The organism is Saprospiraceae bacterium (assembly GCA_016716185.1).
GTDB lineage: Bacteria > Bacteroidota > Bacteroidia > Chitinophagales > Saprospiraceae > Vicinibacter.
On the sequence record JADJWV010000002.1, the window covers coordinates 98,840 to 123,504 of the forward strand.

The window sequence follows — 24,665 nt, forward strand, 5'->3', positions numbered from 1 at the left end:
CAGCTATGAGAATATCATTACTTGTTATTGGCGATGAAATTTTACTGGGGCAGGTGGTTGATACCAACGCCTCAGCAATGGCCAAAATATTATACGAATCGGGACTGCACATTCAATCCAAATTGACCGTTTCTGATGTGGAACATGAGATCATCAAGGGATTGGAATTTCTATCAGCGGATTCTGATGTGGTACTGATGACCGGAGGATTGGGCCCCACCAAAGACGACGTCACCAAAAAATCTCTTGCAAAATTTCTAAGTCGGCCATTGGTTTTCAGCGAAGAAGCCAAATTGCATTTGGAAATGTTCCTCAGAAAAAGAAACCGGGATATAGATGCATTGCAGTTGAGCCAATGTTATATTCCTGAAGGATCGACGCTTTTGAACAATGATCTGGGGACGGCTCAGGGGATCTGGGTTCGTTTATCAAACACCACATACATCTCGATGCCGGGAGTTCCTTATGAAATGGAATCCATCCTGAAAAATGAGGTCATGCCACTATTCTCAAAGTTTCCCCGTCAGCAAAAGATATTACACAAAAGTTTACTAACAGGAGGCCTTGGTGAAACCCAAATTGCAGCCCGCATAGAACCTTTGTTGAGCGATATGCCTCAACAGCTGAAGTTGGCTTATCTCCCTTCCATTGGAAAGGTCAGACTCCGCTTGACTTTACAACAATCGGAAAATGATATCGATGTTGCTCTTTTAGATAGATATTTTGGGATCATCTATAAAGAATTGGAGGACGTGGCCATTGCAGAAGGAAATTTAAGCATTGAGGAGATGATTGGCCAGGTGCTAAAGGAAGCTGGCCTGACCCTGTCTACCGCAGAAAGTTGCACCGGAGGATTGATAGCCAGGAAAATATGTTTAATTCCAGGCGCATCTGACTACTACCGGGGAAGTGTTGTCGCCTATCAAAACGAACTGAAAGAAAACCTCCTTGAAGTTGAGGCCGATATCCTCGAGCGGGATGGAGCCGTAAGTGAAGCTTGTGTAATCGGGATGGTATCCGGTGCATGCAAACATCTCCAAAGCGATTTTTCAATAGCCTGCTCGGGCATTGCGGGGCCTACAGGAGGGAGCGAAGACAAGCCGGTTGGAACGGTTTGGATGGCATGTGGCAGAGAAAATGACATCATCACTAAGAAATATGTATTTCCCTGGGATCGCCGCAGAAATATTGAAGCCACCTCGGTATATGCTTTGCTTCTTTTCTGGCAATACCTGAATTCGAGAAAGATCTTCCAACCACATGTTTCCTGATAAGGGGTTCCGGGCGTTTCTTCCGGACTGCAAATTGATTACTTTTGCCTAAATTTTAAGGTATGGCTAAACATGAACTGGTATTGCCCAAAATGGGCGAAAGCATCATGGAGGCCACCATTCTGAAATGGTGGAAAAAGGAAGGCGATCGGGTCAATCAGGATGAAACCGTGCTGGAAGTGGCTACGGATAAGGTGGATAGCGAAGTTCCCTCACCTGTATCAGGGACGATTTCTCAAATTTTGTTTCGCGAAAACGATGTGGTTGCCATTGGTAAAACTATTGCTATTATTGAAACAGAGGCCGGTGATTATCCTAAAACCCCAATAACGGCTCCAATTAAAGAAGCCCCAAAAGAAACTGCAGCCCTTCAGATTGAATCAAAAACAGCTCCCGAAGTCAAACACGAAGTTCCGGTTTCGAAGTCTGATTCAGGAAGATTTTATTCTCCCTTGGTCCGTTCCATTGCGAAAGAAGAAAACATCAGCCTGGCGCAGTTAGACAGCATTCCGGGTACAGGTCAGGACGGAAGGGTAACCAAAAGAGATGTATTAGCCTATTTATCCAATAAATCTCAAACTCCTGCGGTTGCACCGGCTCCGTCGGTATCTACCCAAATAGAGAGCCCAAAAGCTCAGGTCAGTTATTCAGCCGGGCAGGTGGAGATCATAGAAATGGACCGCATGCGCAAACTCATTGCCGACCATATGGTGATGAGCAAGCAAACCTCACCTCATGTGACATCGTACATCGAGATCGATGTAACTCCATTAGTGAGCTGGAGGGATAAAGTGAAAAATAACTTTGCCAAAACCTATGGCCAGAAGCTCACTTTTACCCCCATTTTTATCCAAGCGGTTGCCAAAGCGATCAAGGATTTTCCAATGATCAATGTTTCCGTACAAGGAACGCAGATCATCCGCAAACTGGATATCAATATCGGGATGGCTGCAGCTCTTCCCAGCGGAAACCTGATCGTACCTGTAATAAAAAATGCCGATCGGCTTAATTTGGCAGGACTTACTTATGCCGTAAACGATCTGGCACAACGGGCCAGGAACAACAAATTGAAACCCGAAGAAATTCAGGACGGAAGCTTTACTGTGACGAATGTGGGAACTTTTGGAAATATCATGGGGACCCCCATTATCAACCAACCTCAGGTGGCCATATTGGCAACCGGAATCATCAAAAAGAAACCGGCCGTGATAGAAACCGAATTCGGAGACACGATTGGTATCCGGCAACTGATGTTTTTGTCGTTGTCTTATGATCATCGGGTGGTAGATGGAGCCTTAGGAGGTTCCTTCCTGAAGCGCATAGGAGATTACCTCGAACAATTTGATGTCAATCAAAGCATTTGATGCGAAAGCAGTTCAGTTCCAGGATCGGTTTATTCTTCATATTAAATTGCATGTGGCTATCGTTTTCAAATGTGCTTGTTGCACAGGCCTCTGAATATGAATTAAAAGCGGCATTAAAACATCTCAGAGACAATAAGCTGAATGCAGCATCCATAAATTTTCAGGCAGGTTGGAATGCATTCCGGAATGACCAAAACCTGTTGTTCAAAGCTGGAAATTGCCATCTGGATGTCAATAATCTCAAGGACGCTAAAATGTGTTTGGAGCGACTGCATGAATTAAATCCCGGGTTTTCAGGATTGCCCTGGAGTTTGGCCAGAACTTACCATTTTAACCAGGAGTTTTATAATGCCATTAAATTTTATAAAGCGGCACTCCGCGAATTGGGTACCGGACATCGACAGGCAGATTTCATACGCAATGAATTGATTCGATGTGCGTATGGAAATCAATACCAACGAAGGGATCCGATCGCCCTGGTAGAACCGTTTGGAAATGATATCAATAGCGAAAACGATGAATTCGCAGCATGTCCCAGTGTAAATTATAATGGAAAATATTATTTCAGCATAAAATACACGCTTTCCGGAACAAAACTAACGAATGTTAGCAAAAAAATAAAAAAGGAACAGGCCGATGTTTTTGTAACGCAACTGGAGAATGGCAAATGGACCGCTCCTCTCAAATTGCATTCCGAACTCAATAGTAATTTGAATGAAGAAGTTTTAGATTTTTGCAGAGATGGAAACGTTATGATTTTTTCGAGAGAACTTCCCGGAAAAAATTATGAAATCTTTACGGATACATTTCATCGCGACGCCGCTTCCCTGCATTATAGTGTGTGGAAGAGTCCGGTACAAAGCAGCATAGGCGATAAGTCTTTGTGCATATTTCAGGATTCTGTATTGATATTTTCGAGCGCACGAACAGGAGGATATGGTGCCAATGATTTGTACTTATCGATTTGGAGACAAGGCATGTGGATGGATCCCGTAAATCTGGGTCCACAGGTCAATGGGCCCTTCAATGAAGCCTATCCTTATCTTTCTAAAGATGGAAAGACCTTGTATTTTTCATCGGATCGGCTGGAATCTATGGGCGGATATGACGTATTTAAGCTCAAATATTTTGCTGAATCCAATTCCTGGAGTGAAGTTTTTAATCTGGGAATTCCGGTAAATTCTCCAGGCGATGACACCCATTTTAAATTGACTCAGGACGGTTTAGCCGCAGTAATGACTTCAGACCGGAAAAGAAACAACCTGGGGAACAGGGATCTTTATTTTGTTTACTTTAAACAGGCATTAGAAGAGCAGAGCGAAGATGCACAGGGTTCAACATTATCTTTACTTATGAACCCTGAGGTTCCTGAAATTAAAATCATTGATGTACCGGCTTCAAAGGATATAAACAGGAGAACAGTTCACAGCCTGAGTGCAGAGCCTTTTTATTACCGGGATGAAAATTATCTATTGGAACCTAAAAACAAACTGGCTGCTGATCAGCTGGCAAAATTTTTAATGCATAATCCCGGATTACATTTACAAATAACCTGGACATGCCTATGAAGAAAATAGGGATGCGCTCAATTTATTTTTTTCTGTGAAGAAAGCAGAATCATTGAGCCTCTATCTTCAGAAACAAGGCATCGATAAGAACAGGATGATACATGCCGGACTTGGTCGGGCGATACCGCTTGCAAAAACAGAACCAGGTCAATCCGGCAATGCAGCCGCAATGAAGTTTAACAAGCGGATTGAATACAAGATCATAGGAGCAGACAGCAGTTTACATGATATCAATTACAAGCCCCTACCCATCCATCCTCATCTCAAAGCTGAAATAGAAGCGAATTGTTTTTCACAAAGTGAGCATGTTTTTTACATCTTATACCTGGGAGAAGCGCCGAGTATATTGAATCATCCCCTGGTAGATCATTCAAAAGGATTTGTGTTTGCCGAAAAATCTGAGGGTTCTGATCTTTACCGCTATTATTTTGGAAGTTATAATGCATTTAAACAGGCCTTTGAAGACTGGCAAAATTTTCGAAAACAGGGTATTGAAATAAAAGGGATAAAGGCCAGGTACAAAGACCATTGGATACTGAAAAATGATATCGTAGATCTTGCCCTGGACTTTCCAGACCTGCTCAATTATCTCGATTTTTTGAATTCTGAGGAGTAGATTTTAACTTTTGCCGACAGATTTTAAAAATTGGCTCTTACGCATACATTTATGTACGCAACGCGAATGGTGCATATTTTTCCAATGAAAATTATTTATGCGATTTCGCTTCCGGATTAAAATTCAGGCAGAGCTGGATCCAGTATTCGAGGTCTTTGTCGAGGTCAAAACCATCGGGCATAACAAATACAAATCCTTTCATGGGTTTGCCGGTGAAATCCATGGGTAAGCAATGATTTTTTTGAAGGGCTTCGGCATAAGCCTTTTCACCAACACGCGCCATAAGCAGGTCTGTGTTTTTTTTCTTATCGTAATGGATTCCGCAACACATTTTATCGTCGACCATAAAACAAAGCCCTCCCATCATTTTTTTCTCGACAAAATGTGCCTGTTTGTTTTTTAAAATCCTCCGTATGCGCGAGGCAAGCAGTTCATCGTAAGACATAAGATTAGAATTTATTCCCTTTGGAATCACAATTTAGTAAAATTACCTGGATACTCTGTTACTATTTTATGAGTTTTAATTCAAACTATAAAAATAATTATGATCCACATTGTGAAACTTTGTGCCTTTAAGTCTTTGTGCAAAAAAACTAGCTTATGAAAACTGTAAATTTTGAAATGACTGAGCAAATGTGGTAAACCATATGATAATATTTTCCCGCAGATTTCGCAGATAACGCAGAAGAAATGGATAAAATGAAAGTATGCTACACGAAAATTATAATCAACGCGAATCCCCCTAATCCCAGCCTGAACGTATGGATTTTGATATAGTTTATAACAATATTTCAGTTGGGCAGGTGCAGGAAATAAATTAATCTTTTTCTAAGTTTTGACTTTTTGATAAAAAAAGTAAATGAAAAGATCTGCGAAAATCTGCGTAAACCCCGCCTGACCGAATGAGTTTTCCTTGAATTTAAAACAGTATATCAGTCGGGCAGGATCTGGAAATAAATTGAAGAGTTTTTCGTCCCGATAAAATAAAGGGAATTATTTCTTTTCTAAAATATTATTCTATTTCATCGGGATTTTGGCATTTTGACTGTAGCATATACAGTTGAATAGTTTGGAATTACGCTGCCTGTTTTCTGCTACAAAAGCGCCAGGACACAAGGAAGCATAAAAACTTTTGCTGGCAAGTTGATCTTTAAGGATCATTTAAAAACTAAAATGAAAAAGGCTGATCTGAAATCAGAAATTAGAGAAATGAAAATATTTTATTTGCCTTGCGCCTTTGGCCTTACGCCTTAGGCCTTACGCCTTAGGCCTTAAGCCTTACGCCTTAAGCCTTCCGCCTTTCCGCCTTTGGCCTCTTGAAATAAAATGACCCGATGTTAACGATTGTTAGTTATAAGTCAAATTTAAGATTGCTGTTCCTGTTGCCCGGAAGGTTCCGTTTTTTGGAAGATATGATTTTGGATGGATAGCAACAATTGCCGGGCTTCGGCAAATCCATGGACCTGCTCGGCAATGAGGATGAGTTGTGTCTGACTCTGTTTGATGCTGAATCTCGACCCGGTCTGAGTAATATATTGCATCATTTTTTTAAATACACCGCTTTCAAAATACTTAGATGCAGGATTAGCGATGAAATAACATTGCAATTTCTTCTTTTTCAGGATCAGTCTTTCAAATCCAAGCTCTTTTCCCAACCACCGGAGTCTTAATCCGTTAAAAAGTTCTTCGACCTGCAATGGGACATCGCCAAACCGGTCTTTAAGTTGGGCAGCAAAAGTCTGAACGTCATTTTCGTTTTCAATTTTATCCAGACTTTGATACAAGCGAAGTCTCTCTTGTATATTCGAAACATAAGCATCTGGAATCAGCATTTCGATGTCGCTGTCAATGCTGGTATCTCTGATGAAGTCATGTTGTTCTTCTTTTTGATCTTCGAAAAGTTCCTTGAAATCATTTTCCTTAAGCTCCCAGATCGCTTCTTCCAGAATTCGCTGGTAAGCTTCATAACCAATGTCGGCAATGAATCCACTTTGTTCACCGCCAAGCAGGTTGCCTGCTCCGCGTATATCCAGATCTCTCATGGCGACATTAAATCCACTCCCGAGATCCGAAAATTCTTCAATGGTCTTTAATCTTTTGCGGGCTTCCATGGTAAGCACCGAAGAAGGCGGAGCAAATAAATAACAGTAGGCTTTTCTGTTAGAGCGGCCTACTCTACCCCGCAGCTGATGCAGATCACTCAGTCCAAACTGATGTGCATTGTTGATGATGATGGTGTTTGCATTGGGAATGTCCAAACCCGTTTCGATGATGTTCGTGCAGGCGAGTACATCAAATTTGTGATCTATAAAATCGACCAGGACTTTTTCCAGCTTCTCTGCTTCCATTTGTCCGTGAGCCATAGCTACATCGACATTCGGACACAGTTTCTGCAGCATGCTGACAATTTCCGGAAGACTTTTGACTTTGTTGTGAACAAAAAAAACCTGACCTCCTCTGTACACTTCGTGTAAGATGGCCTCGCGGATCAGATCGTCATTAAATACCCTGCGTTCGGTATGTATGGGTTGGCGATTGGGTGGCGGAGTTTGAATGACACTCAGATCCCTGGCGGCCATTAAAGAAAACTGGAGTGTACGTGGTATGGGTGTGGCCGTTAAAGTAAGTGTATCGACATTGTGTTTGAGTTGACGGAGTTTTTCTTTGGAAGCCACTCCAAATTTCTGTTCTTCGTCGATGATGAGCAGTCCGAGATCTTTAAATTTTATTTTAGAGTTTAAGAGACTGATCGTACCGATGATGATGTCTGTTTTTCCGGAAGTGAGATTTTTGACAATTTGCGTTTTCTCTTTGGCGCTGCGAAATCTCGAAATGTAATCGACATCCACAGGAAATTCTTTCAGCCGGTCTTTCAGTGTTCTGAAATGTTGGAGAGCAAGAATGGTTGTTGGCACAAGAATAGCAACCTGCTTTCCATCCTGAACGGCTTTGAAAGCAGCTCTGACCGCAACTTCCGTTTTTCCGAAACCAACATCGCCACAGATCAGGCGGTCCATTGGACAATCTTTCTCCATATCGGATTTTACATCCAGTGTGGCTTTGTATTGATCCGGAGTGTCTTCGTACATAAACGAAGCTTCCAGCTCGGTTTGCAGATAGTTGTCGGGATGAAATGCAAAACCTTTTGAGGCTTTTCGTGATGCATAGAGTTTGATCAGCTCTTTGGCAATGTCCTTGACTTTCTGCTTGGTTTTTTGTTTGAGGACTTTCCATTGATCAGAACCCAGTTTGTGCAAACTCGGAATGGTGCCTTCTTGTCCGACATATTTAGAGATCTTATGCAGCGAATGGATGCTCACATAGAGTATATCGTCGTTTCTGTAAATCAACCTGACCGATTCCTGTTGTTGTCCGTTGATCGTTATTTTTTCCAGTCCGGCAAATCTTCCTATTCCGTAATCCATGTGGGTGACATAATCGCCCGGTTGCAGTTCTCTCAAAATTTTAAGACTCAGCGACTGGTCTTTGGTAAATCCCTGTTTTAGTTTGAATCCATGAAATCTCGAGAAGATCTGATGATCCGTATAACAGGCCAATTTGAGATCGTGGTCTATAAATCCTTCGCGCATCGATCGCACTTCCGGAACATATTGTACCTGGGCTTTCAGATCTTCGAAGATGTTGTAAAACCGCTCTATTTGTGCCGAACTGTTGGTCATTAAATAACAACTGTAAGTTTTGGCATTTAAGGATTCCAGATTTTGGATGAGCAGTTGAAAGTTTTTATTAAAACTGGGTTGTGCTTCGCTGTGGACCTGAATTTTATGAAATTTGCTATAAGCATCGGGTAAACTTTGGTAAAACACCAAAGGAAAATTTTGGAGAGCATTCAGAAAATCTTCGGGAGTGATGTATTCTTTCTGACTCAGCAAGCTGACTTGTTTTTCCTCTTCGTAGTGTAACATTTTTTCTGACTGACGTACAGCCGATTCGAAACAGGAATTTAAAGCATCCATACACGAAGGAAGGTCTTTAATCCAGACGATTGAATCCGTTGGTAAAACTTCGAGCAAAAGATGTTTGGTACTTGAAGTGGAATCCGATTGAGTATTGGGGAGGATGGCAAAGCGACTGATCTTCTGAACAGAAAGTTGCGATTGCGTATCAAAAGTCCGTATGCTTTCAATCACATCGTCGTTGAGTTCAATCCGATAGGGAAGTTCGTTTGCAAAAGAAAACAGGTCGAGTATACCCCCGCGAACCGAAAACTGACCGGGTTCGTAAACAAAATCGGTGCGCTCAAAACCATATTGATGAAGTTTATTGAGGATTAAATCCAAGTCGATTGCATTCCCGGTCTGGAATTCGAGCATCGACTGCAATATGCTTTTCGAAGAGGGAATTTTTTCAAATAAAGCTCTGGATAAGTGACCAGTATAAACGGTATTTTTTTGCCCAGTTTCTGGAGTACCTCTACGCGTTGTTGAACCTGAAAATTATCCGCTTCGTCAAATACCAGGGGCCGTCTGAAAGAATCGGGAAAAAAGCTAGCCTGATGTTTTTCGGACAATGCATTCAGATCATCGAGCATGTAAGCCGCTTCCTCTTTGTCGGCACAAACCACTAAAAAAAGTCTTTTATTTTGAAGAAAGCTTGATAAAAGCAAAAAGCTATCCCTGGATCCGCACAGACCCTCGATATAAATGGGCAATCTTTCTTGCTGATCCAACAGCGCGTTGAGTTTTACGGCGATTGGATCGCGGTTCAGATAATCTGAGATCCGCTTCAATTCTTCCAGCACGGTGTAAAGATAGGAAGGAAAAGGGAGAATGGCGATTAGATATAAAAATAATAAATTGAAATAATATCCAGCTTATTCAATTGAAAAAAAGAAAGTGAAAAGGCGATCGCTTCCAAAATCAATATACGAATTATTCTGATTGATATTTACAATTTTGAAATACTTTATGAATATAATTTCAATTGATTCTGTGATTAAGCTTAAGTTTGCTTTGTATTGGTTATGATTAAAAATTACCCTTCCAAAATATTGATTGCAGGAGAATACACTGTTCTCATGGGTTCCGGTGCTTTCGCTGTTCCATTCACTTCTTACCATATGAGTTGGGAATTTCAAGCCGGAAATAATGATATCGAATTGCATAAATTCTTTCGATATCTTTCAAATCATGTAGAATTTCGTTTGTATTTTAACTTTCCTTTGTTTGAACAGGACCTCCAAAACGGAATTTATTTAAAGAGTAACATTCCTCAGGGTTATGGCCTGGGAAGTTCGGGTGCCGTTTGCGCGGCTGTCTGGGATCGCTTCAGAAATGAACAATCCGAAAAATTTAGTATTGAAGAAATTCATGGAGTCTTGAAACAAATGGAATCCTGCTTTCACGGACAAAGTTCCGGTATGGATCCTTTAATTTCCTTTTGCCGGCATCCTGTTTTTTTTGATGGGAAAGAATTCAGAGTTCTGGAAAATTATCAAATGGATGATTTAAAAAATTATCGCATGGCTTTAATCGATTCCGGCAAACGTCGCGATACCCAGGAATTGGTAAAAGTTTTCAATACAAAAATAATGCAGCCCAACCTGCAGAATCAATTGCAAGAATTATCCGAGCTAAATAAATCATTGATCAACTCTATCATTACCTATAAATTATCTATTTTTTCGGAATACTGGAAAAAAATCAGCTTGCTGAGTTTGAACCTGTTCGATGAAATGATCCCTGAAAATATCAGAAAATTCTGGATGACCGGAATTGAAGAGGAGCGATTTTATCTGAAGTTATGCGGTGCCGGAGGAGGAGGATATTTTCTGGCTCACGTTCTGGATGAGGATACTTTTCAGGAGTTAAGCAAAGATCATGGATTCCCGGCTACGATGCCATTTAAAATCAGCTAAAAACCAAGTTTACCCTTGACCTAAACTCAGCCGGCCTGGATTTCTGAAATCAAAAGACCGGAAAGTTTCAAATTAAATTATTTTTGCATATGAAATAAGAAGGATGCAGCCATCCGGTCAAACACAGTCAACAAATTCCTATTATAGTCTTAAAGAACTTGTCAATTGGACGGGGTCCTACCTTAGTGAATTTAAATTGCGTTGGAAGACTTTAGTACTGGCTTTAATCCTGGGTTGTGCCCTTGGCGTAATTATTAAACTCAACAGAGAAAAGACTTACGAAGCCGAAGTGAGTTTTATGTTGAATGAAGAAACGGGTTCGTTTGGAGGTGTTTCTTCAGTAATCGGCCAGTTTGGGGGATTGCTGTCGAGTGGTGATCAGGTCAACCTTCATAAAATTCTGGACCTCGCGAAATCCAGAAAAATTGCTGAAAAAATATTTTTCAAAAAAATCAGCCTGGACGGAGGGCATTCAGATTATCTGGTTAATCATCTCATCAGGGAACAAGAATCAATAGGCAAATGGGCCCCCTCGCCATTTTATAAATCAAATCATCCTTTAAAGGGTTTCAAATTTCAAAGAGATCATCTTGCATCCTTCGAACGGATTGAAAACATGGCCCTGCTTCAGGCGCATCAATTATTCCTTTCAAAAATATTGACCCGGGTGAGCGACAAAACCAATTTGATGTACTTGAATATGAGCGGCTCTGATGAAACGCTGACCTTTGAACTTGCTACAAATTTATTCGGAGAGCTCAGCCAGTTTTACATCGATAAGTCCGTTGAAAAACAAGAGGATACTTATAGGGGATTGCTGCAAAAGACCGACTCCCTTAAGGCATTGCTCGATATCAATCAGCACCGGCTGGCAGGCTTGAAAGACAACTTTCGGGGCAGCTGGCTGCTGACAGAAGATGTACCCAAAACCTTGCTGGATCAGGATATTAAAATTCTTCAACTGGTATATGCAGAAGCCATGAAAAATAAAGAAATGGCATCTTTTGCCCTCATCAATAAAACACCTTTTATTCAGCCGGTTGATCTCCCCATACTTCCGTTAAAATGTAATCAAACCAGTTGGCCTGTAGCTCTGCTCATGGGCATGATCTACGGCTTGTTTGCCGGATTCCTTTACATCGGATTTCTGAAATTTTTCAGGGATTCCGGGATTTTTGAGTAATTTTGTTACTCATTTATGCTCGAGGCACTCATTACATCCAAAACCCGTCTCAGATTGCTGCACCGATTTTTTATCAGTGCTCAAAATCAGGCATATTTGAGAGGCCTGGAAACAGAGCTGGGGGAGTCGACCAACAGCATTCGCGTCGAATTGAACCGTCTATCCCGTGCAAAATTATTGATATCGGAGTCCCGGGGGAACAGGAGGTATTTTAAAGCGAACACGGCCCATCCTTTTTTTGACGAACTGCATCAGATCGTCTTGAAGGAAGCAGGAATTCCGCAAATAATGGCGGGATTAAAATCTGCACCGGGGAATTTTCAGGCATTTTATTTAAGAGGAGACTTAAGCAAAGGCCTGCAATCCAAAAAAATCGATTTGATCCTGGTGGGAAAGTCAAATTTTACAACGCTAAACAGATATTTCTCCAATGCAGAAAAACTAAAAGGAAGGAAAATCCGTTTCAATCTGTTTAGCCAACGAAAAGACCCGGAATTGCTACAATTATTGGAAGAAGAAAGCCCCATTTTATTGTGGGAAAGTAAACGATGAACATGTTCAGAGATTTAATTGAAAAGAAGGAAAAACTTGCAGTGATAGGCTTGGGTTATGTAGGGCTTCCATTGGCGCTTGCCTTTGCAAGAAAAATGAAAGTGATCGGATTTGACATCAATCAGGAACGCATTGCGCTGATGCAAAAAGGAGAGGATCCCTCCAGAGAAATTGAAAAAGAAGGATTTGAAAACGCCGACATCAGTTTTACAACCGATCCGGAAATATTGCGGGAAGCCAGGTTTTTCATAGTCGCCGTTCCAACGCCGGTCGATCATCATAAAGTTCCCGATTTAAAACCTCTGATTGGAGCATCGGCTACGATTGGGCAAGTATTGAAAAAAGGAGATTATGTAATTTTCGAATCCACGGTTTATCCGGGATGTACAGAAGAAGATTGTCTTCCGGTCATCGAAAAAATATCGGGTTTGAAAATGGGAACCGACTTTAAACTCGGTTATTCTCCAGAACGGATCAATCCGGGCGACAAATCCAAACCTCTTGAGAGTATTTTAAAGATTGTATCCGGAAGCGATGATCAAGCCCTTGAAGAGATTGCATTGGTTTATGGAAGCGTCATTACTGCGGGTATTTACAAAGCCCCCAGTATCAAAGTTGCTGAAGCTGCCAAAGTGATTGAAAACAGTCAGCGGGATTTGAATATTTCATTTGTAAATGAGCTTGCCATTATTTTCGATAAAATGGGAATCGATACCAGAGAGGTTCTCGATGCTGCTGCAACCAAGTGGAATTTTTTAAAATATTCACCAGGCCTGGTGGGTGGACATTGCATTGGTGTGGATCCTTATTATCTCGTACATAAATCCAAACAACTGGGATATGATCCCGAAGTCATACTGAGCGGAAGGCGCATCAATGATCGGATGCCCGCGTTTGTTGCTAAAAAACTGGTTCAGCTGCTTATTTCCAAAGGCAAAAACCCCAGTGAATGCCAGGTATTAATTTGCGGAATTACCTTTAAAGAAAATGTATCGGATATACGCAATTCAAAAGTTGCAGATCTGTTTCATGAATTGAGAGCATATTCAGTAAAAGTGGATGTAGTCGATCCACATGCAGATCGGGAGGAAGTTCATCATGAATATGGAATTGAAATGAACGAAAAGGCGGGTGCCTCATACGATGCAGTCATTTTAGCTGTTGCTCACGATATTTATAAAAATACGGCCCCGGAAACATTTGTTTCGATGATGGGTGCCGAGCCCATAGTCATCGATTTAAAAGGACTCTATAAAAAAGCGGACGTGAAAGCGACCTATTGGAGATTATAAAGAAATATCAATGAGAATCAGTATTGTTGGGACCGGATACGTTGGATTGGTGACAGGAACCTGTTTTGCAGAAACAGGGAATCAGGTTCTTTGTCTTGATATCAATGTGCACAAAATTGAGCGATTGTCTTCTGGTGAAATCCCGATTTTTGAACCGGGGCTCGATGTCTTGTTTGAACGCAATGTCAAGGAAGAACGACTTCAATTTACCACCGATCTGGATAAAGCCGTTGAATTTGCAGAAATTATTTTCCTTGCTTTGCCAACCCCACCGGATGAAGATGGTTCAGCTGATCTGAGTTACGTGTTGAATGCTGCACGGGAGATCTCCAAACGCATTAAAAAATATACGGTCATTGTCAATAAAAGCACTGTGCCTGTTGGCACAGCAGAGCTGGTACACGAAATCATGTCGGAGCATTTGAACATCGATTTGTTTGATGTGGTGAGCAATCCTGAATTTTTAAGAGAAGGTGTAGCCGTAGAAGACTTTATGAAGCCCGACCGCGTAGTCATCGGCAGCCGTTCTGAAAAAGCAAAACAACGTTTGGAAGAATTGTACGAGCCTTTCGTAAGACAAGGCAATCCAATTTACACGATGGATCTGAGAAGTGCAGAACTCACCAAATACGCTGCCAACGCTTATCTGGCGATGCGCATCAGCTTTATGAATGAATTGGCAAATTTATGCGATAAAACCGGTGCGAATGTCGATTTGGTGCGCAAAGGTATCGGATCCGATAACCGCATTGGTAAAAGATTTTTATTTCCCGGTGTAGGATATGGCGGTTCCTGTTTTCCAAAAGACGTCAAAGCACTCTTTAAAACAGCCCAGGATCATCATTACCGCTTCAGGATTCTGGATGCTGTCATGCAGGTCAATGAACTTCAGAAAAAGTTGCTATCAGATAAAATCAAGGTTTATTTTGATGCAAACTTATCCGGTAAGACCATGGCTGTTTGGGGACTTGCATTTAAACCCAATACAGACGATATTCGGGAAGCACCATCCATTGAAATCATGAATGACTTGTTGCAACAAGGTGTTCAGTTGCGCGTATACGATCCGGAGGCGATGGAAAACATCAAAGCCATTTATGGAAACCAGCTTTACTTTGCAAAAGATATGTACGATGCATTGGTTGGAGCTGATGCATTGATCCTGATCACCGAATGGAATGTCTTCAGATCTCCGGATTTCGATGAGATGAAAACCAGGATGAAACAAGCCATTGTATTTGATGGTAGAAATGTATTTGAACATAACAGAATGAATGAAATGGGATTCAGTTATACCAGTATCGGAAGACCATAGCGCTGTAAACGAAAAATGAAATCATGAGTATGAAATTACATATGGTGGACCTTGCCACCCAGTATTCCAAAATTAAAACGGAAATTGAATCTTCATTGATGGAGGTTTTGGATTCTACCATTTTTATCGGCGGACCAAAAGTGAATGCTTTTAAAGAGCATTTGGAATCGTATCTACAGGTCAAACACGTCGTTCCTTGTGCCAACGGGACAGATGCTTTGCAAATTGCTTGTATGGCTTTGGGTCTCGAACCCGGAGACGAGGTCATTGTTCCTGCATTTACTTACGTGGCTACGGCAGAAGTCATCGCTTTATTGAAACTAAAACCGGTTATGGTCGATGTTTACGTCGATGATTTCAATGTCGATACCAATGCCATCCGCATGAATATTACGCCAAGGACCAAAGCCATTGTACCCGTGCATCTGTTTGGTCAATGTGCCGATATGGAAACCATCATGCAAATTGCCAAAGAACACCAATTGTTTGTCATTGAAGACAACGCACAGGCGATCGGATCGGCTTATACATTTCAAAACGGGACGGTTCATATGGCTGGAACCATTGGACACATCGGATGTACTTCTTTCTTTCCTTCAAAAAATCTGGGCTGTTATGGAGACGGTGGAGCCATCTTTACCCAGGACGACCATTTGGCAGCACAACTCCGGATGATTGCAAACCACGGACAAGGTTCGACCCGGTATTACCACGATGTTGTTGGTGTAAACTCAAGGCTGGATGCCATACAGGCTGCCATCCTCGATGTCAAATTGAAATACCTCGATACCTACATCGATGCAAGAAGGAAGGCTGCAGATTATTACGATAACGCTTTTGCCGGACATCCGGCATTGATCACGCCATACAGAAACAACCATTCCAGGCATGTTTTTCACCAATATACACTTCGGGTGACCAATGGAAAGAGAGATGCACTGAAAACGTATCTCGACCTCAAGAATATTCCGAATGCAATCTATTATCCGGTACCTTTGTACAATCAACAAGCTTTTCGAGAATACTCGGGAGGTATTGAGCAATTACCCGTTACAGAGTTGTTGTGTAAAGAAGTGATCTCATTGCCCATGCATACGGAGTTAAACCCGGAAATACAGGATGTGATCATCAAAGAAGTCTTAACGTTTTTAGAAGGATAATTATGGATGATAGTTACTATGCCCATCCGACCGCGATCATAGATGATTCCTGCTCCATAGGAAAGGGAACAAAAATCTGGCATTTTTCACATGTCATGTCCGGTTGCATCATAGGAGACCACTGCAATCTTGGACAAAATGTTGTGATCTCACCAGAAGTCATCCTGGGCAATCATGTGAAAGTGCAAAACAATGTTTCTATTTACACCGGAGTGATTTGCGAGGACGATGTGTTTCTGGGACCATCGATGGTGTTCACCAATGTGATCAATCCACGAAGTGCAGTGAACAGGCGTGGCCAATACTTACGAACGTTCGTTAGGAAAGGAGCTACCATCGGCGCCAACGCAACCATTGTCTGCGGCCACGAGATCGGAACCTTTGCATTTATCGGTGCCGGAGCAGTGGTGACCAAAGATGTACCGGCTTATGCACTGGTCATTGGAAACCCCGCCAGACAAATGGGCTGGATGAGCGAATATGGACACAAGTTGCACTTTGATGAACGTAGCGAAGCGATCTGTCCGGAATCAGGTGAAAAGTATAAAATTGTAAACGGACAAGTACAGAAAATCCATGAGTAAAAAATTTGCATTGATCGGTGCGGGGGGTTACATTGCTCCCAGGCACATGAAAGCCATCAAAGAGACCGGAAATGAATTGGTTGCAGCGATGGATAAAAACGATTCGGTTGGCATCATGGATTCTTATTTTCCGGAAGCTGATTTTTTTACAGAATTTGAAAGATTCGACAGGCATTTATACAAACTCCGAAGGAAAGAAAACGGAATCGATTATTTGAGCGTATGCTCTCCCAATTATTTGCACGATGCGCATATTCGTTTTGGCTTGAGACTCGATGCCGATGTGATTTGCGAAAAACCTCTGGTCCTGAATCCCTGGAATATCGATGCTTTGAAAGAAATGGAAGAAGAAACAGGCAGAAAAGTTTACAACATTCTTCAACTTCGCGTGCATCCTAAAGTGATTGCCCTGAAGGAAAGTCTAAGCAAGTCACAAGTATCCGGCAAGCATCTCGTAGACCTCGTATACATTACTTCCCGTGGAAAATGGTATTATTCAAGCTGGAAAGGCGACATCAGTAAATCCGGCGGCATCGCGACCAACATCGGAGTTCATTTTTATGATTTATTGGGATGGTTGTTTGGCAACGTTCAAAACAATATTGTTCATTTATTGAGCCACGACCGGGTGGCGGGATTTTTGGAATACGAAAACGCCAAGGTTCGATATTTTTTAAGCATCAATGAAAATACCTTACCCGAAAAGATCAGATCCAGTGGCAAAACAACTTACCGATGTCTGGAAATCAATGGCGAAGAATTTGAATTCAGCGAGGGATTTACAGATTTGCACACCGTGTCTTATCAAAGAATTTTGTCGGGGCAAGGTTTCGGACTCGAAGAAGCCAGATGTTCTATACAAACGGTTCACGACATCAGAAATATGGAAGCGATCGGACTCACAGGCGATTATCATCCTTTGGCTGTAGCTCAATTGTAATAATGAAACATACGCAACTGATCGCGGAAATCGGACAAGCACACGACGGAAGTTTGGGGATCTTACATTCCTACATCGATGCCCTGGCAGAACAGGGAGTGGATGCCATAAAATTCCAACTACACATAGCACAGGCAGAAAGCAGTCCCTGGGAACCATTCAGAACGAAATTTTCCTATCAGGACGCATCGCGATTTGATTATTGGAAGCGAATGGAATTGAGTTTTGAACAATGGTTGGGTATTAAAAAACACTGTGAAGAAAAGAAACTCGAATTTCTCGCCAGTCCGTTTTCAATTGCAGCAGTAAAACTTCTGGAGCAATTGGAGGTGAAGCGATATAAAATCGGGTCGGGAGAAGTCAACAACAGCCTGATGTTGGAAATTATTTCAAAGACCGGTAAACCCGTTTTATTGTCGAGCGGAATGAGCAAGCAAGTGGAACTGGATCATGCAGTTGAAACCATCAGGAAGCACCATCAGCACATGACCATCATGCAATGTACAACGGCATATCCCAGTGAACCGGAGCAATGGGGACTGGCAGAGATCGGAAAGATCAAACAACGCTATCAATTGCCAGTCGGATTTTCCGATCACAGCGGTACCATACATGCCGGAGTGGCTGCATGCGCGTTGGGTGCAGAAGTCATCGAAGTGCATAGTGTTTTTGATCGAAGAATGTTTGGACCCGATTCAAAAGCATCGCTTACAGTGGATGAGATCGGAGAGCTTAGACAAGCCCTGAATTTATTAGACCGTTCGGCAAACAGTCATTTTTCGAAAGAGAGCGATGAGATATTTAGCGAATTAAAAATAATGTTTGGAAAGTCTTTGGCCGTCAATAAGGATCTTCAATCCGGCCATGTCGTTTGTCTGGAAGATCTGGAAACCAAAAAACCCATGGGCCACGGTATTCCGGCATCCGACTTTAAGATGCTGCTGGGAAAAAAACTAATCAGCGATATACAGGCTTTTGAATTTATAAACTGGACTGATGTCGAATAATACGCGCAGAAATATTTGTGTTGTCATTACAGCAAGACCGAGTTATTCGAGAGTGAAGACTGCACTGGAAGCCATTCAACAACATCCTGAATTGAATTTACAATTGGTTGTTGCGGCATCAGCATTGCTCGACCGATATGGAAATGCATTCAGGTATATCGAAGAGGACGGATTCAAAATTGAGGCAAAAGTGTTTAATGTGCTCGAAGGAGAAAATCTACAGGCACAAGCAAAAACTACCGGCCTTGGAATACTCGAACTAACGACTGTTTTTGAACATTTAAAGCCGGATGCAGTAGTTACGGTAGCAGACCGGTTTGAAACCATGGCTACTGCCATTGCTGCGAGTTATATGAACATTCCTTTGGTTCACATTCAGGGTGGTGAAGTTACCGGCAACATCGATGAGAAAGTAAGACACGCCATCACTAAATTATCGGATCTGCATTTGGTGGCATCGAAAGAAGCCTGCGACAGAGTCCTCAGAATGGGAGAAGATCCCGATTATGTGATCGTTACCGGTTGCCCGTCACTGGATCTTGCCAAAAGGATAGCAGGTGAAAGTAACAATCAAAGCGAATTTGATCCGGTGAAAAAATATGGTGGTGTAGGGATTTCCGAAGTGGATCTGGACCACTTCATTGTAGTCCTGCAACATCCGGTTACAACCCAATACGATGAAGCCAGAAAACAGGTGGAAATTACGCTGGAGGCTATACATCAAATGGGCATTCCCTGTTTGTGGTTCTGGCCCAATGTGGACGCAGGATCAGATGGCACTTCCAAAGGGATTCGGGCATTCAGGGAAAAGCATACGCAATCAAAAATTCATTTCTTCAAAAATATGGAGCCGGAAGATTTTTTGAGACTGTTGAAAAAATGTAAATGTCTGGTTGGGAATTCAAGTGCGGGAATACGCGAATGTTCTTTTCTGGGCATACCCGTGGTAAATATAGGGCAAAGGCAACAAGGAAGGGCGCGGGGCAGGAATGTTGTCGACGTTCAACACGATGTACTTGCGATCCGTTCGGCTGTTGAGAATCAAATACGTCATGGCCATTATGAACCTGAATTTATTTATGGAAATGGACAGGCCGGAGTACAAATTGCCAATGCTTTGGCTAAAAGTCCCTTGCGTTTTGAGAAGAAAATTCAATATTGATCAAAAATGTTTTAAGAGATCCGGTTTCGACTGGACAGATTTAAATTAATCAGAATAATCAGACCACCAGATGCCTTCAATTTTAGGAATCATACCTGCCAGATCGGGATCCAAAAGGGTACCGATGAAAAATTTGCGAAAGCTGGCCGGTAAAACTTTGGTTGAATATGCGATTGACGCAGCATTGGATTCCCGTCTCCTGAATTATATTGCATTGAGTTCTGATTCTACAGAAATTTTAAAGCTTGCTGATTCCTATAATAATAAAATATGGCAGATCCAAAGACCCGATGAGATATCCGGCGATACATCAACGGCTTTGGAATACGTGGAACACACCTTGGAAGTAATGAAAGGTTTGAATTTGGAAACGCCTCAATATGTGGTCATCATTCAGCCAAGCAGTCCGTTCACCAAAGGGGAGGACATCGACGCTACCATCCGAAGGCTGCTGGAATTAAAGACAGACTGTGCGGTCAGCGTAAGAGAAGTACAATTTGATCTGCATCCTTCTAAATTCAAATACATCAGGGATGGAAAGTTGTTGCCTTATTTTGAAGATACGGGAGATCATATGGCCAGACATTTGCTGGATAAAATTTATGTTCGAAACGGCTCCGTTTATATGAGCAGCATAGAATTAATCAGATCCCGAAAATTGCTGAATGACTCCTGTGCAGCTTATGTCATGCCTCCGGAAAGATCAATTGACATCAACGATCTGCTGGATCTCGAATTTGCAGAATTTTTGTTACAAAAAAATGTAAAAAAATAAAAGATCATTAAAATTGGCTTCTTCATGAGCTGAAACATAGTAAAGTAAATTATAAATTGATACCATCAAAACTTAAATGAGAAAGATCATCCAGGTTGTAGGGGCCAGACCCAATTTTATGAAAGTTGCACCTGTGCACCGGGCACTGAAGGAAGGGGGCAGGTGGGAGTCGCAGATTGTCCATACCGGACAACACCAGGATGTAAACATGAGCGATATTTTCTTCAAACAATTGAATCTCGATCTTCCCAAACATTTTTTGGGGGTACAACCGGGAAGCCACAGCCAGATGACCGCAGGAATCATGCAATCCTTTGAAAAAGTCCTCCAGCTGGAAAAACCAGACTGGGTGGTTGTTGTCGGAGATGTTACATCGACTTTGGCCTGTGCGCTAACAAGTGTTCGTTGTAGTATACCTGTTGCACATGTGGAAGCCGGATTGAGGAGTTTTGACAGGCAGATGCCCGAGGAAATTAACAGATTACTTACGGATCAACTGAGCGATCTTTTATTCACAACTGAAAATTCGGCAGCAATTAATCTGGCCAAAGAAAACATTGCCGCTCATAAAATCCGGTTTGTCGGTAATTGTATGATCGATTCCCTGATTTATTTTTTGCCAAATGCAAACGCTTCTTCACTTTTGAAACAACACGGACTGGAACAAAAAGATTATGCTGTGATGACCATGCATCGGCCTTCTAATGTGGATTATCGCTCAGGCCTTGAACAAATACTGGACATGATCAGGTATATCGTTTCTGAATTGCCCCTGGTATTTCCGGTGCATCCAAGGACTGAAGACCGGCTTAGGCATTTTGGTTTATGGGAAGATTTAAAGCAAATTAAAGGTTTAATTCTCACTCCTCCGTTGGCGTATCTCGATTTTATCGGACTGATGAAAAACAGCAAAATGTTGTTGACTGATTCGGGTGGAATTCAGGAAGAAACCACTTATCTTAAAATACCCTGTCTTACTTTCAGGAAAACCACGGAAAGACCAATTACAACCGAAATGGGTTCAAACATATTGATCAGCGACTTAAATGTTGAAAATGCCTGCCGGCAGATTTATGAAGTGCTTCAGGGAAATATCAGAGAAGCCTGTATTCCCGAAATGTGGGATGGCCAGGCCGGGCAAAGAATTGCAAATGTATTTCATGAAATTTAATCCACGTTGAGTTTAATCCTGAAATATTTTTATACGATCCGATATCTGCATATTAAACAGCTGATCTATTTTTTAAAGTACAGAATTGCCGATCGAATTTTTCACGTCTCCGGATCTTATCGCAGATACCAGGGAATTAATTTCCGGACACATTTTGTGGATTTGAATTTTCTTCCGGTGCGAACGAAAATTTTGAAATTAAACCAGCTTGAAATATTTCATTTGAAAAAGGAATATGCAAAATTGCCGGATTGGAATGATCGGGATCAGGGAAAACTATGGAATTATCAGTTGCAATACCTGGATTTTCTACTGGATAAAACACTAGATACAGAAATACAGATCACTTTACTTAAAGACATTTCTGATAAAATCAATTCCGGGCAGCTTTTACTTGAGCCTTTTCCGGTATCTCTGAGGTTAATCCATATTTGGGCGGGCAGACCCCGGTTCCAGGATTTCGATAAGGGAATTCAAACCGCTTATCAGAAGCAGCTGGAATACCTGGAGTTGCACCCGGAATACCACTTATCGGGCAATCACCTGCTTATAAATTACATTGCCTTGTGTTATGGATTTCAGGCATTGGGCAATTCAGCCAGGCTTCAGCATTATTTGAAAATATTAATGAAGGAAATACAAAGGCAGATCCTGCCCGACGGAGCCCATTACGAACGCAGTCTTTCGTATCATTTGGATATCCTTGGTTATTTGACTGGTTTATATCTGATTTTAAAAGAAACCAAGGAGTGCGAAACATACAGGGATCAACTTTATGAAAAGTGCAAACAAATGTTTGACTGGATTATGTATGTGACACACCATCTTAAAATTGTGCCCTTATTCAATGATTGCATTCGATTGGATAAGATTATTTTTGAAAAACTAAGCAATTATTATAACAACAATCTTGATGTTGGAAAGACATATGAATTGAAAGAAAGCGGGTATAGAAAACTCTCGAATGCAAGTTGTCTTTGTATCGTCAATGCAGGAAATATTACTGCTACGGAACAACCGGGGCATCAGCATGCCGACATGCTTCATTTTTGTCTGAATATTCATGAAAAAGATGTACTGGTCGATACAGGAATATCTACTTACGAAGTATCCCCTGAACGCTTGCTCCAGAGAGCATCAGCATCTCATAATGTGGTTGTAGGATGTCAGGACCAGAACCAGTCTGAACTGTGGGCTTCCTTTCGAATGGCCCGAAGAGCCTGTCTTGAAATCACAGAGGACTTTCCGGATCGTTTATCGGCTAAAGTAAAATGGTATCAGGGACATGTGCATCAAAGAAAATTCAGTTTGCAGGAAAACGAATTAAGGATTGAAGACCAATTTGATTACGTAAAGAATTCATCGGAACGATCCCTTGCTCTTTTTCATTTTGATCACGTGGCTGGTGACTTGAAAGTTGTGGAGCAAACAGTGGTTCTCGAAAAAACAGGAATTAAATTTAATTTTGATGGAGCAAGGGAAATCAAAGTAGAAACCTATCAGCAGAATTTTAACTTTTGCGAATCTGTAACAGCTCAGCGTATTCTGGTGTATTTTTACGGTTGTTTGCAAACAAGGATAAGCTGGAGTTCTTGAAAAAAATTATCTATTTATCATATCACTATCCCCCCGACCTCAGTGCGGGATCATTCAGGAATGCTTCACTTGCAAATGCATTGGCAGGCAGGTTGGAATCGCAGGCAGAAGTTCATTTATTTTGTACCCAGCCGAATCGTTATTCCAACCATATTGAGCCAGCAGCTGAATTTGAACAAGAAGGAAATTTATTTATTTATCGCATCCCTGTTCCACAACATAAGAATCGATTTTTTTTACAAATGCGTTCATTTTATGTATATTTTAATTACGTAAGACATAAGGCGCCAAAGATTCATGCCGATTTTATTTTTGCATCAACTTCTAAATTATTTACGGGATATCTGGCTTACCGGATTTCAAAAATGGTGAATATCCCTTATTACATTGATCTCAGAGATCTGTTTGTTGAAAATTTAAAAGAATTTCTGCGAATACCTTTTTTAGCTAAGTTTAGCAGTTGGTTTATTGGTAAATATTTTGAGAAGCCCTGTCTTTTGCAAGCGGCACACATCAATGTAAACTCCCGTGGATTTCTTTCTTCGATTCCCAAAGACTTTACAGGCACCACAAGTTTTTATCCGAACGGCATCGATGAAATGTTCCTGAATTGGAAAAAAACAGATCATCCGGAAGAACAGGTAAAAATCATATGCTATGCTGGAAATGTTGGAGAGGCACAGGGGCTGCATTATTTTATTCCTGCCCTGGCAAAAAAGCTCGAAGCGCATTTCAGGTTTTTAATCATTGGCAATGGTTCTGCTATGCATAAATTGAACAGGGAAATTTATAAACAGGATATAAAAAATGTGAATTGCATTCCCCCGGTCAACAGGTCTGTATTGCTCAGCTATTATTCCAATTCCGATTATCTTTTAATTCATCTGCATCCATTTAAATCGCTGGAGAAGGTTTTGCCATCAAAATTATTCGAATATGCAGCGGGCGACATACCTGTACTGGCAGGAGTATCGGGATACACGAGAGATTTTATGGAATCGGAGGTAAAGAATAATATTTTTATATTTAATCCGGGAGATGTGGATGCAGTTTGCGATTATCTGGTGCAGCACATTTACAAAAAAGAGGCCAGACCGGAGTTTGTTGAAAAATACAACCGCACTACGGTAACACGCAATATGGTTGAATCTGTAATTCAAGTAATGCACAAACATACAGATGCCGTTTAAAATTGCAATTGTAGCCAACTCATGCTGGAATATTTATAACT

At 41.5% G+C, this 24,665-nt stretch carries 21 protein-coding genes; 18 read left to right on the forward strand and 3 right to left on the reverse strand.

Annotated features, from left to right (window positions below; all coding sequences use genetic code 11):
• Positions 1-5: 5 nt before the first annotated feature.
• The 4 genes from IPM34_02320 to IPM34_02335 all read left to right on the forward strand — a co-directional run bounded on the left by IPM34_02320 (position 6) and on the right by IPM34_02335 (position 4,819).
• Positions 6-1,271, forward strand: a complete 1,266-nt coding sequence (locus IPM34_02320) for a CinA family nicotinamide mononucleotide deamidase-related protein (GenBank protein ID MBK8954374.1) — start codon at positions 6-8, stop codon at positions 1,269-1,271.
• Positions 1,272-1,333: 62 nt separating this feature from the next.
• Complete coding sequence (locus IPM34_02325; protein MBK8954375.1) at positions 1,334-2,635, forward strand: 2-oxo acid dehydrogenase subunit E2; 1,302 nt, start codon at positions 1,334-1,336, stop codon at positions 2,633-2,635.
• 50 nt (positions 2,636-2,685) lie between these two features.
• Positions 2,686-4,203 carry a PD40 domain-containing protein gene (locus IPM34_02330; protein MBK8954376.1) on the forward strand — a complete coding sequence of 506 codons (1,518 nt, stop codon included), beginning with the start codon at positions 2,686-2,688 and terminating at the stop codon, positions 4,201-4,203.
• Between the two features lie 34 nt (positions 4,204-4,237).
• Positions 4,238-4,819 carry a hypothetical protein gene (locus IPM34_02335; protein MBK8954377.1) on the forward strand — a complete coding sequence of 194 codons (582 nt, stop codon included), beginning with the start codon at positions 4,238-4,240 and terminating at the stop codon, positions 4,817-4,819.
• 91 nt (positions 4,820-4,910) lie between these two features.
• Here IPM34_02335 and IPM34_02340 read toward each other — a convergent pair whose 3' ends face one another.
• The 3 genes from IPM34_02340 to IPM34_02350 all read right to left on the reverse strand — a co-directional run bounded on the left by IPM34_02340 (position 4,911) and on the right by IPM34_02350 (position 9,581).
• The gene (locus tag IPM34_02340) at positions 4,911-5,264 is read right to left on the reverse strand and encodes a TfoX/Sxy family protein (GenBank protein MBK8954378.1); all 354 of its coding nucleotides are present in this window, start codon (positions 5,262-5,264) and stop codon (positions 4,911-4,913) included.
• A gap of 919 nt (positions 5,265-6,183) precedes the next feature.
• The gene (mfd, locus tag IPM34_02345; protein MBK8954379.1) at positions 6,184-9,153 is read right to left on the reverse strand and encodes a transcription-repair coupling factor; all 2,970 of its coding nucleotides are present in this window, start codon (positions 9,151-9,153) and stop codon (positions 6,184-6,186) included.
• Positions 9,111-9,581: a hypothetical protein gene (locus IPM34_02350; protein ID MBK8954380.1), complete on the reverse strand. Its 471-nt coding sequence runs from the start codon at positions 9,579-9,581 to the stop codon at positions 9,111-9,113. Before IPM34_02350 ends, mfd begins: the two co-directional genes overlap by 43 nt.
• A 222-nt stretch (positions 9,582-9,803) precedes the next feature.
• Here IPM34_02350 and IPM34_02355 point away from each other — a divergent pair, with 222 nt between their 5' ends.
• From IPM34_02355 to IPM34_02420, 14 genes are all read left to right on the forward strand, one after another.
• Complete coding sequence (locus tag IPM34_02355; protein ID MBK8954381.1) at positions 9,804-10,697, forward strand: hypothetical protein; 894 nt, start codon at positions 9,804-9,806, stop codon at positions 10,695-10,697.
• Between the two features lie 103 nt (positions 10,698-10,800).
• A complete protein-coding gene (locus IPM34_02360) occupies positions 10,801-11,880 on the forward strand; it encodes a hypothetical protein (GenBank protein ID MBK8954382.1) in 1,080 nt (359 codons plus the stop codon).
• Positions 11,881-11,895: 15 nt separating this feature from the next.
• Positions 11,896-12,432 carry an ArsR family transcriptional regulator gene (locus IPM34_02365; protein ID MBK8954383.1) on the forward strand — a complete coding sequence of 179 codons (537 nt, stop codon included), beginning with the start codon at positions 11,896-11,898 and terminating at the stop codon, positions 12,430-12,432.
• Between the two features lie 2 nt (positions 12,433-12,434).
• A complete protein-coding gene (locus IPM34_02370) occupies positions 12,435-13,724 on the forward strand; it encodes a nucleotide sugar dehydrogenase (protein MBK8954384.1) in 1,290 nt (429 codons plus the stop codon).
• Between the two features lie 10 nt (positions 13,725-13,734).
• On the forward strand, positions 13,735-15,039 hold the full coding sequence (locus tag IPM34_02375; protein MBK8954385.1) for a UDP-glucose/GDP-mannose dehydrogenase family protein: 1,305 nt from the start codon (positions 13,735-13,737) through the stop codon (positions 15,037-15,039).
• Between the two features lie 41 nt (positions 15,040-15,080).
• Positions 15,081-16,199 (forward strand): DegT/DnrJ/EryC1/StrS family aminotransferase, encoded by a 1,119-nt coding sequence (locus IPM34_02380; GenBank protein MBK8954386.1) that lies wholly within the window; start codon positions 15,081-15,083, stop codon positions 16,197-16,199.
• 2 nt (positions 16,200-16,201) lie between these two features.
• Complete coding sequence (locus IPM34_02385) at positions 16,202-16,783, forward strand: N-acetyltransferase (protein ID MBK8954387.1); 582 nt, start codon at positions 16,202-16,204, stop codon at positions 16,781-16,783.
• Positions 16,776-17,723 (forward strand): Gfo/Idh/MocA family oxidoreductase, encoded by a 948-nt coding sequence (locus IPM34_02390; GenBank protein MBK8954388.1) that lies wholly within the window; start codon positions 16,776-16,778, stop codon positions 17,721-17,723. The genes IPM34_02385 and IPM34_02390 overlap by 8 nt, the downstream gene beginning before the upstream one ends.
• Before the next feature lie 2 nt (positions 17,724-17,725).
• Positions 17,726-18,730, forward strand: coding sequence for an N-acetylneuraminate synthase family protein (locus IPM34_02395; GenBank protein MBK8954389.1), 1,005 nt, complete (start codon positions 17,726-17,728; stop codon positions 18,728-18,730).
• Positions 18,720-19,892, forward strand: a complete 1,173-nt coding sequence (neuC, locus tag IPM34_02400; GenBank protein ID MBK8954390.1) for a UDP-N-acetylglucosamine 2-epimerase (hydrolyzing) — start codon at positions 18,720-18,722, stop codon at positions 19,890-19,892. Before IPM34_02395 ends, neuC begins: the two co-directional genes overlap by 11 nt.
• Positions 19,893-19,962: 70 nt before the next feature.
• Positions 19,963-20,667, forward strand: coding sequence for an acylneuraminate cytidylyltransferase family protein (locus IPM34_02405; protein ID MBK8954391.1), 705 nt, complete (start codon positions 19,963-19,965; stop codon positions 20,665-20,667).
• A gap of 76 nt (positions 20,668-20,743) precedes the next feature.
• Positions 20,744-21,838 (forward strand): UDP-N-acetylglucosamine 2-epimerase (non-hydrolyzing), encoded by a 1,095-nt coding sequence (wecB, locus tag IPM34_02410; protein ID MBK8954392.1) that lies wholly within the window; start codon positions 20,744-20,746, stop codon positions 21,836-21,838.
• A 6-nt stretch (positions 21,839-21,844) separates the two neighbouring features.
• Positions 21,845-23,434, forward strand: coding sequence for an alginate lyase family protein (locus tag IPM34_02415; protein MBK8954393.1), 1,590 nt, complete (start codon positions 21,845-21,847; stop codon positions 23,432-23,434).
• Positions 23,431-24,624: a glycosyltransferase family 4 protein gene (locus tag IPM34_02420; GenBank protein MBK8954394.1), complete on the forward strand. Its 1,194-nt coding sequence runs from the start codon at positions 23,431-23,433 to the stop codon at positions 24,622-24,624. The genes IPM34_02415 and IPM34_02420 overlap by 4 nt, the downstream gene beginning before the upstream one ends.
• Positions 24,625-24,665 lie beyond the last annotated feature (41 nt).

Excerpts from the sequence above, each read along its gene's own strand:
- IPM34_02320 (MBK8954374.1), top strand. The coding sequence starts at position 6 with ATGAGAATATCATTACTTGTTATTGGCGATGAAATTTTACTGGGGCAG.
- IPM34_02325 (MBK8954375.1), top strand. The coding sequence starts at position 1,334 with ATGGCTAAACATGAACTGGTATTGCCCAAAATGGGCGAAAGCATCATG.
- IPM34_02330 (MBK8954376.1), top strand. The coding sequence starts at position 2,686 with ATGTGGCTATCGTTTTCAAATGTGCTTGTTGCACAGGCCTCTGAATAT.
- IPM34_02340 (MBK8954378.1), bottom strand. The coding sequence starts at position 5,264 with ATGTCTTACGATGAACTGCTTGCCTCGCGCATACGGAGGATTTTAAAA.
- mfd (MBK8954379.1), bottom strand. The coding sequence starts at position 9,153 with ATGCTCGAATTCCAGACCGGGAATGCAATCGACTTGGATTTAATCCTC.
- IPM34_02355 (MBK8954381.1), top strand. The coding sequence starts at position 9,804 with ATGATTAAAAATTACCCTTCCAAAATATTGATTGCAGGAGAATACACT.
- IPM34_02360 (MBK8954382.1), top strand. The coding sequence starts at position 10,801 with ATGCAGCCATCCGGTCAAACACAGTCAACAAATTCCTATTATAGTCTT.
- IPM34_02365 (MBK8954383.1), top strand. The coding sequence starts at position 11,896 with ATGCTCGAGGCACTCATTACATCCAAAACCCGTCTCAGATTGCTGCAC.
- IPM34_02370 (MBK8954384.1), top strand. The coding sequence starts at position 12,435 with ATGTTCAGAGATTTAATTGAAAAGAAGGAAAAACTTGCAGTGATAGGC.
- IPM34_02375 (MBK8954385.1), top strand. The coding sequence starts at position 13,735 with ATGAGAATCAGTATTGTTGGGACCGGATACGTTGGATTGGTGACAGGA.
- IPM34_02380 (MBK8954386.1), top strand. The coding sequence starts at position 15,081 with ATGGTGGACCTTGCCACCCAGTATTCCAAAATTAAAACGGAAATTGAA.
- IPM34_02385 (MBK8954387.1), top strand. The coding sequence starts at position 16,202 with ATGGATGATAGTTACTATGCCCATCCGACCGCGATCATAGATGATTCC.
- IPM34_02390 (MBK8954388.1), top strand. The coding sequence starts at position 16,776 with ATGAGTAAAAAATTTGCATTGATCGGTGCGGGGGGTTACATTGCTCCC.
- IPM34_02395 (MBK8954389.1), top strand. The coding sequence starts at position 17,726 with ATGAAACATACGCAACTGATCGCGGAAATCGGACAAGCACACGACGGA.
- neuC (MBK8954390.1), top strand. The coding sequence starts at position 18,720 with ATGTCGAATAATACGCGCAGAAATATTTGTGTTGTCATTACAGCAAGA.
- IPM34_02405 (MBK8954391.1), top strand. The coding sequence starts at position 19,963 with ATGCCTTCAATTTTAGGAATCATACCTGCCAGATCGGGATCCAAAAGG.
- wecB (MBK8954392.1), top strand. The coding sequence starts at position 20,744 with ATGAGAAAGATCATCCAGGTTGTAGGGGCCAGACCCAATTTTATGAAA.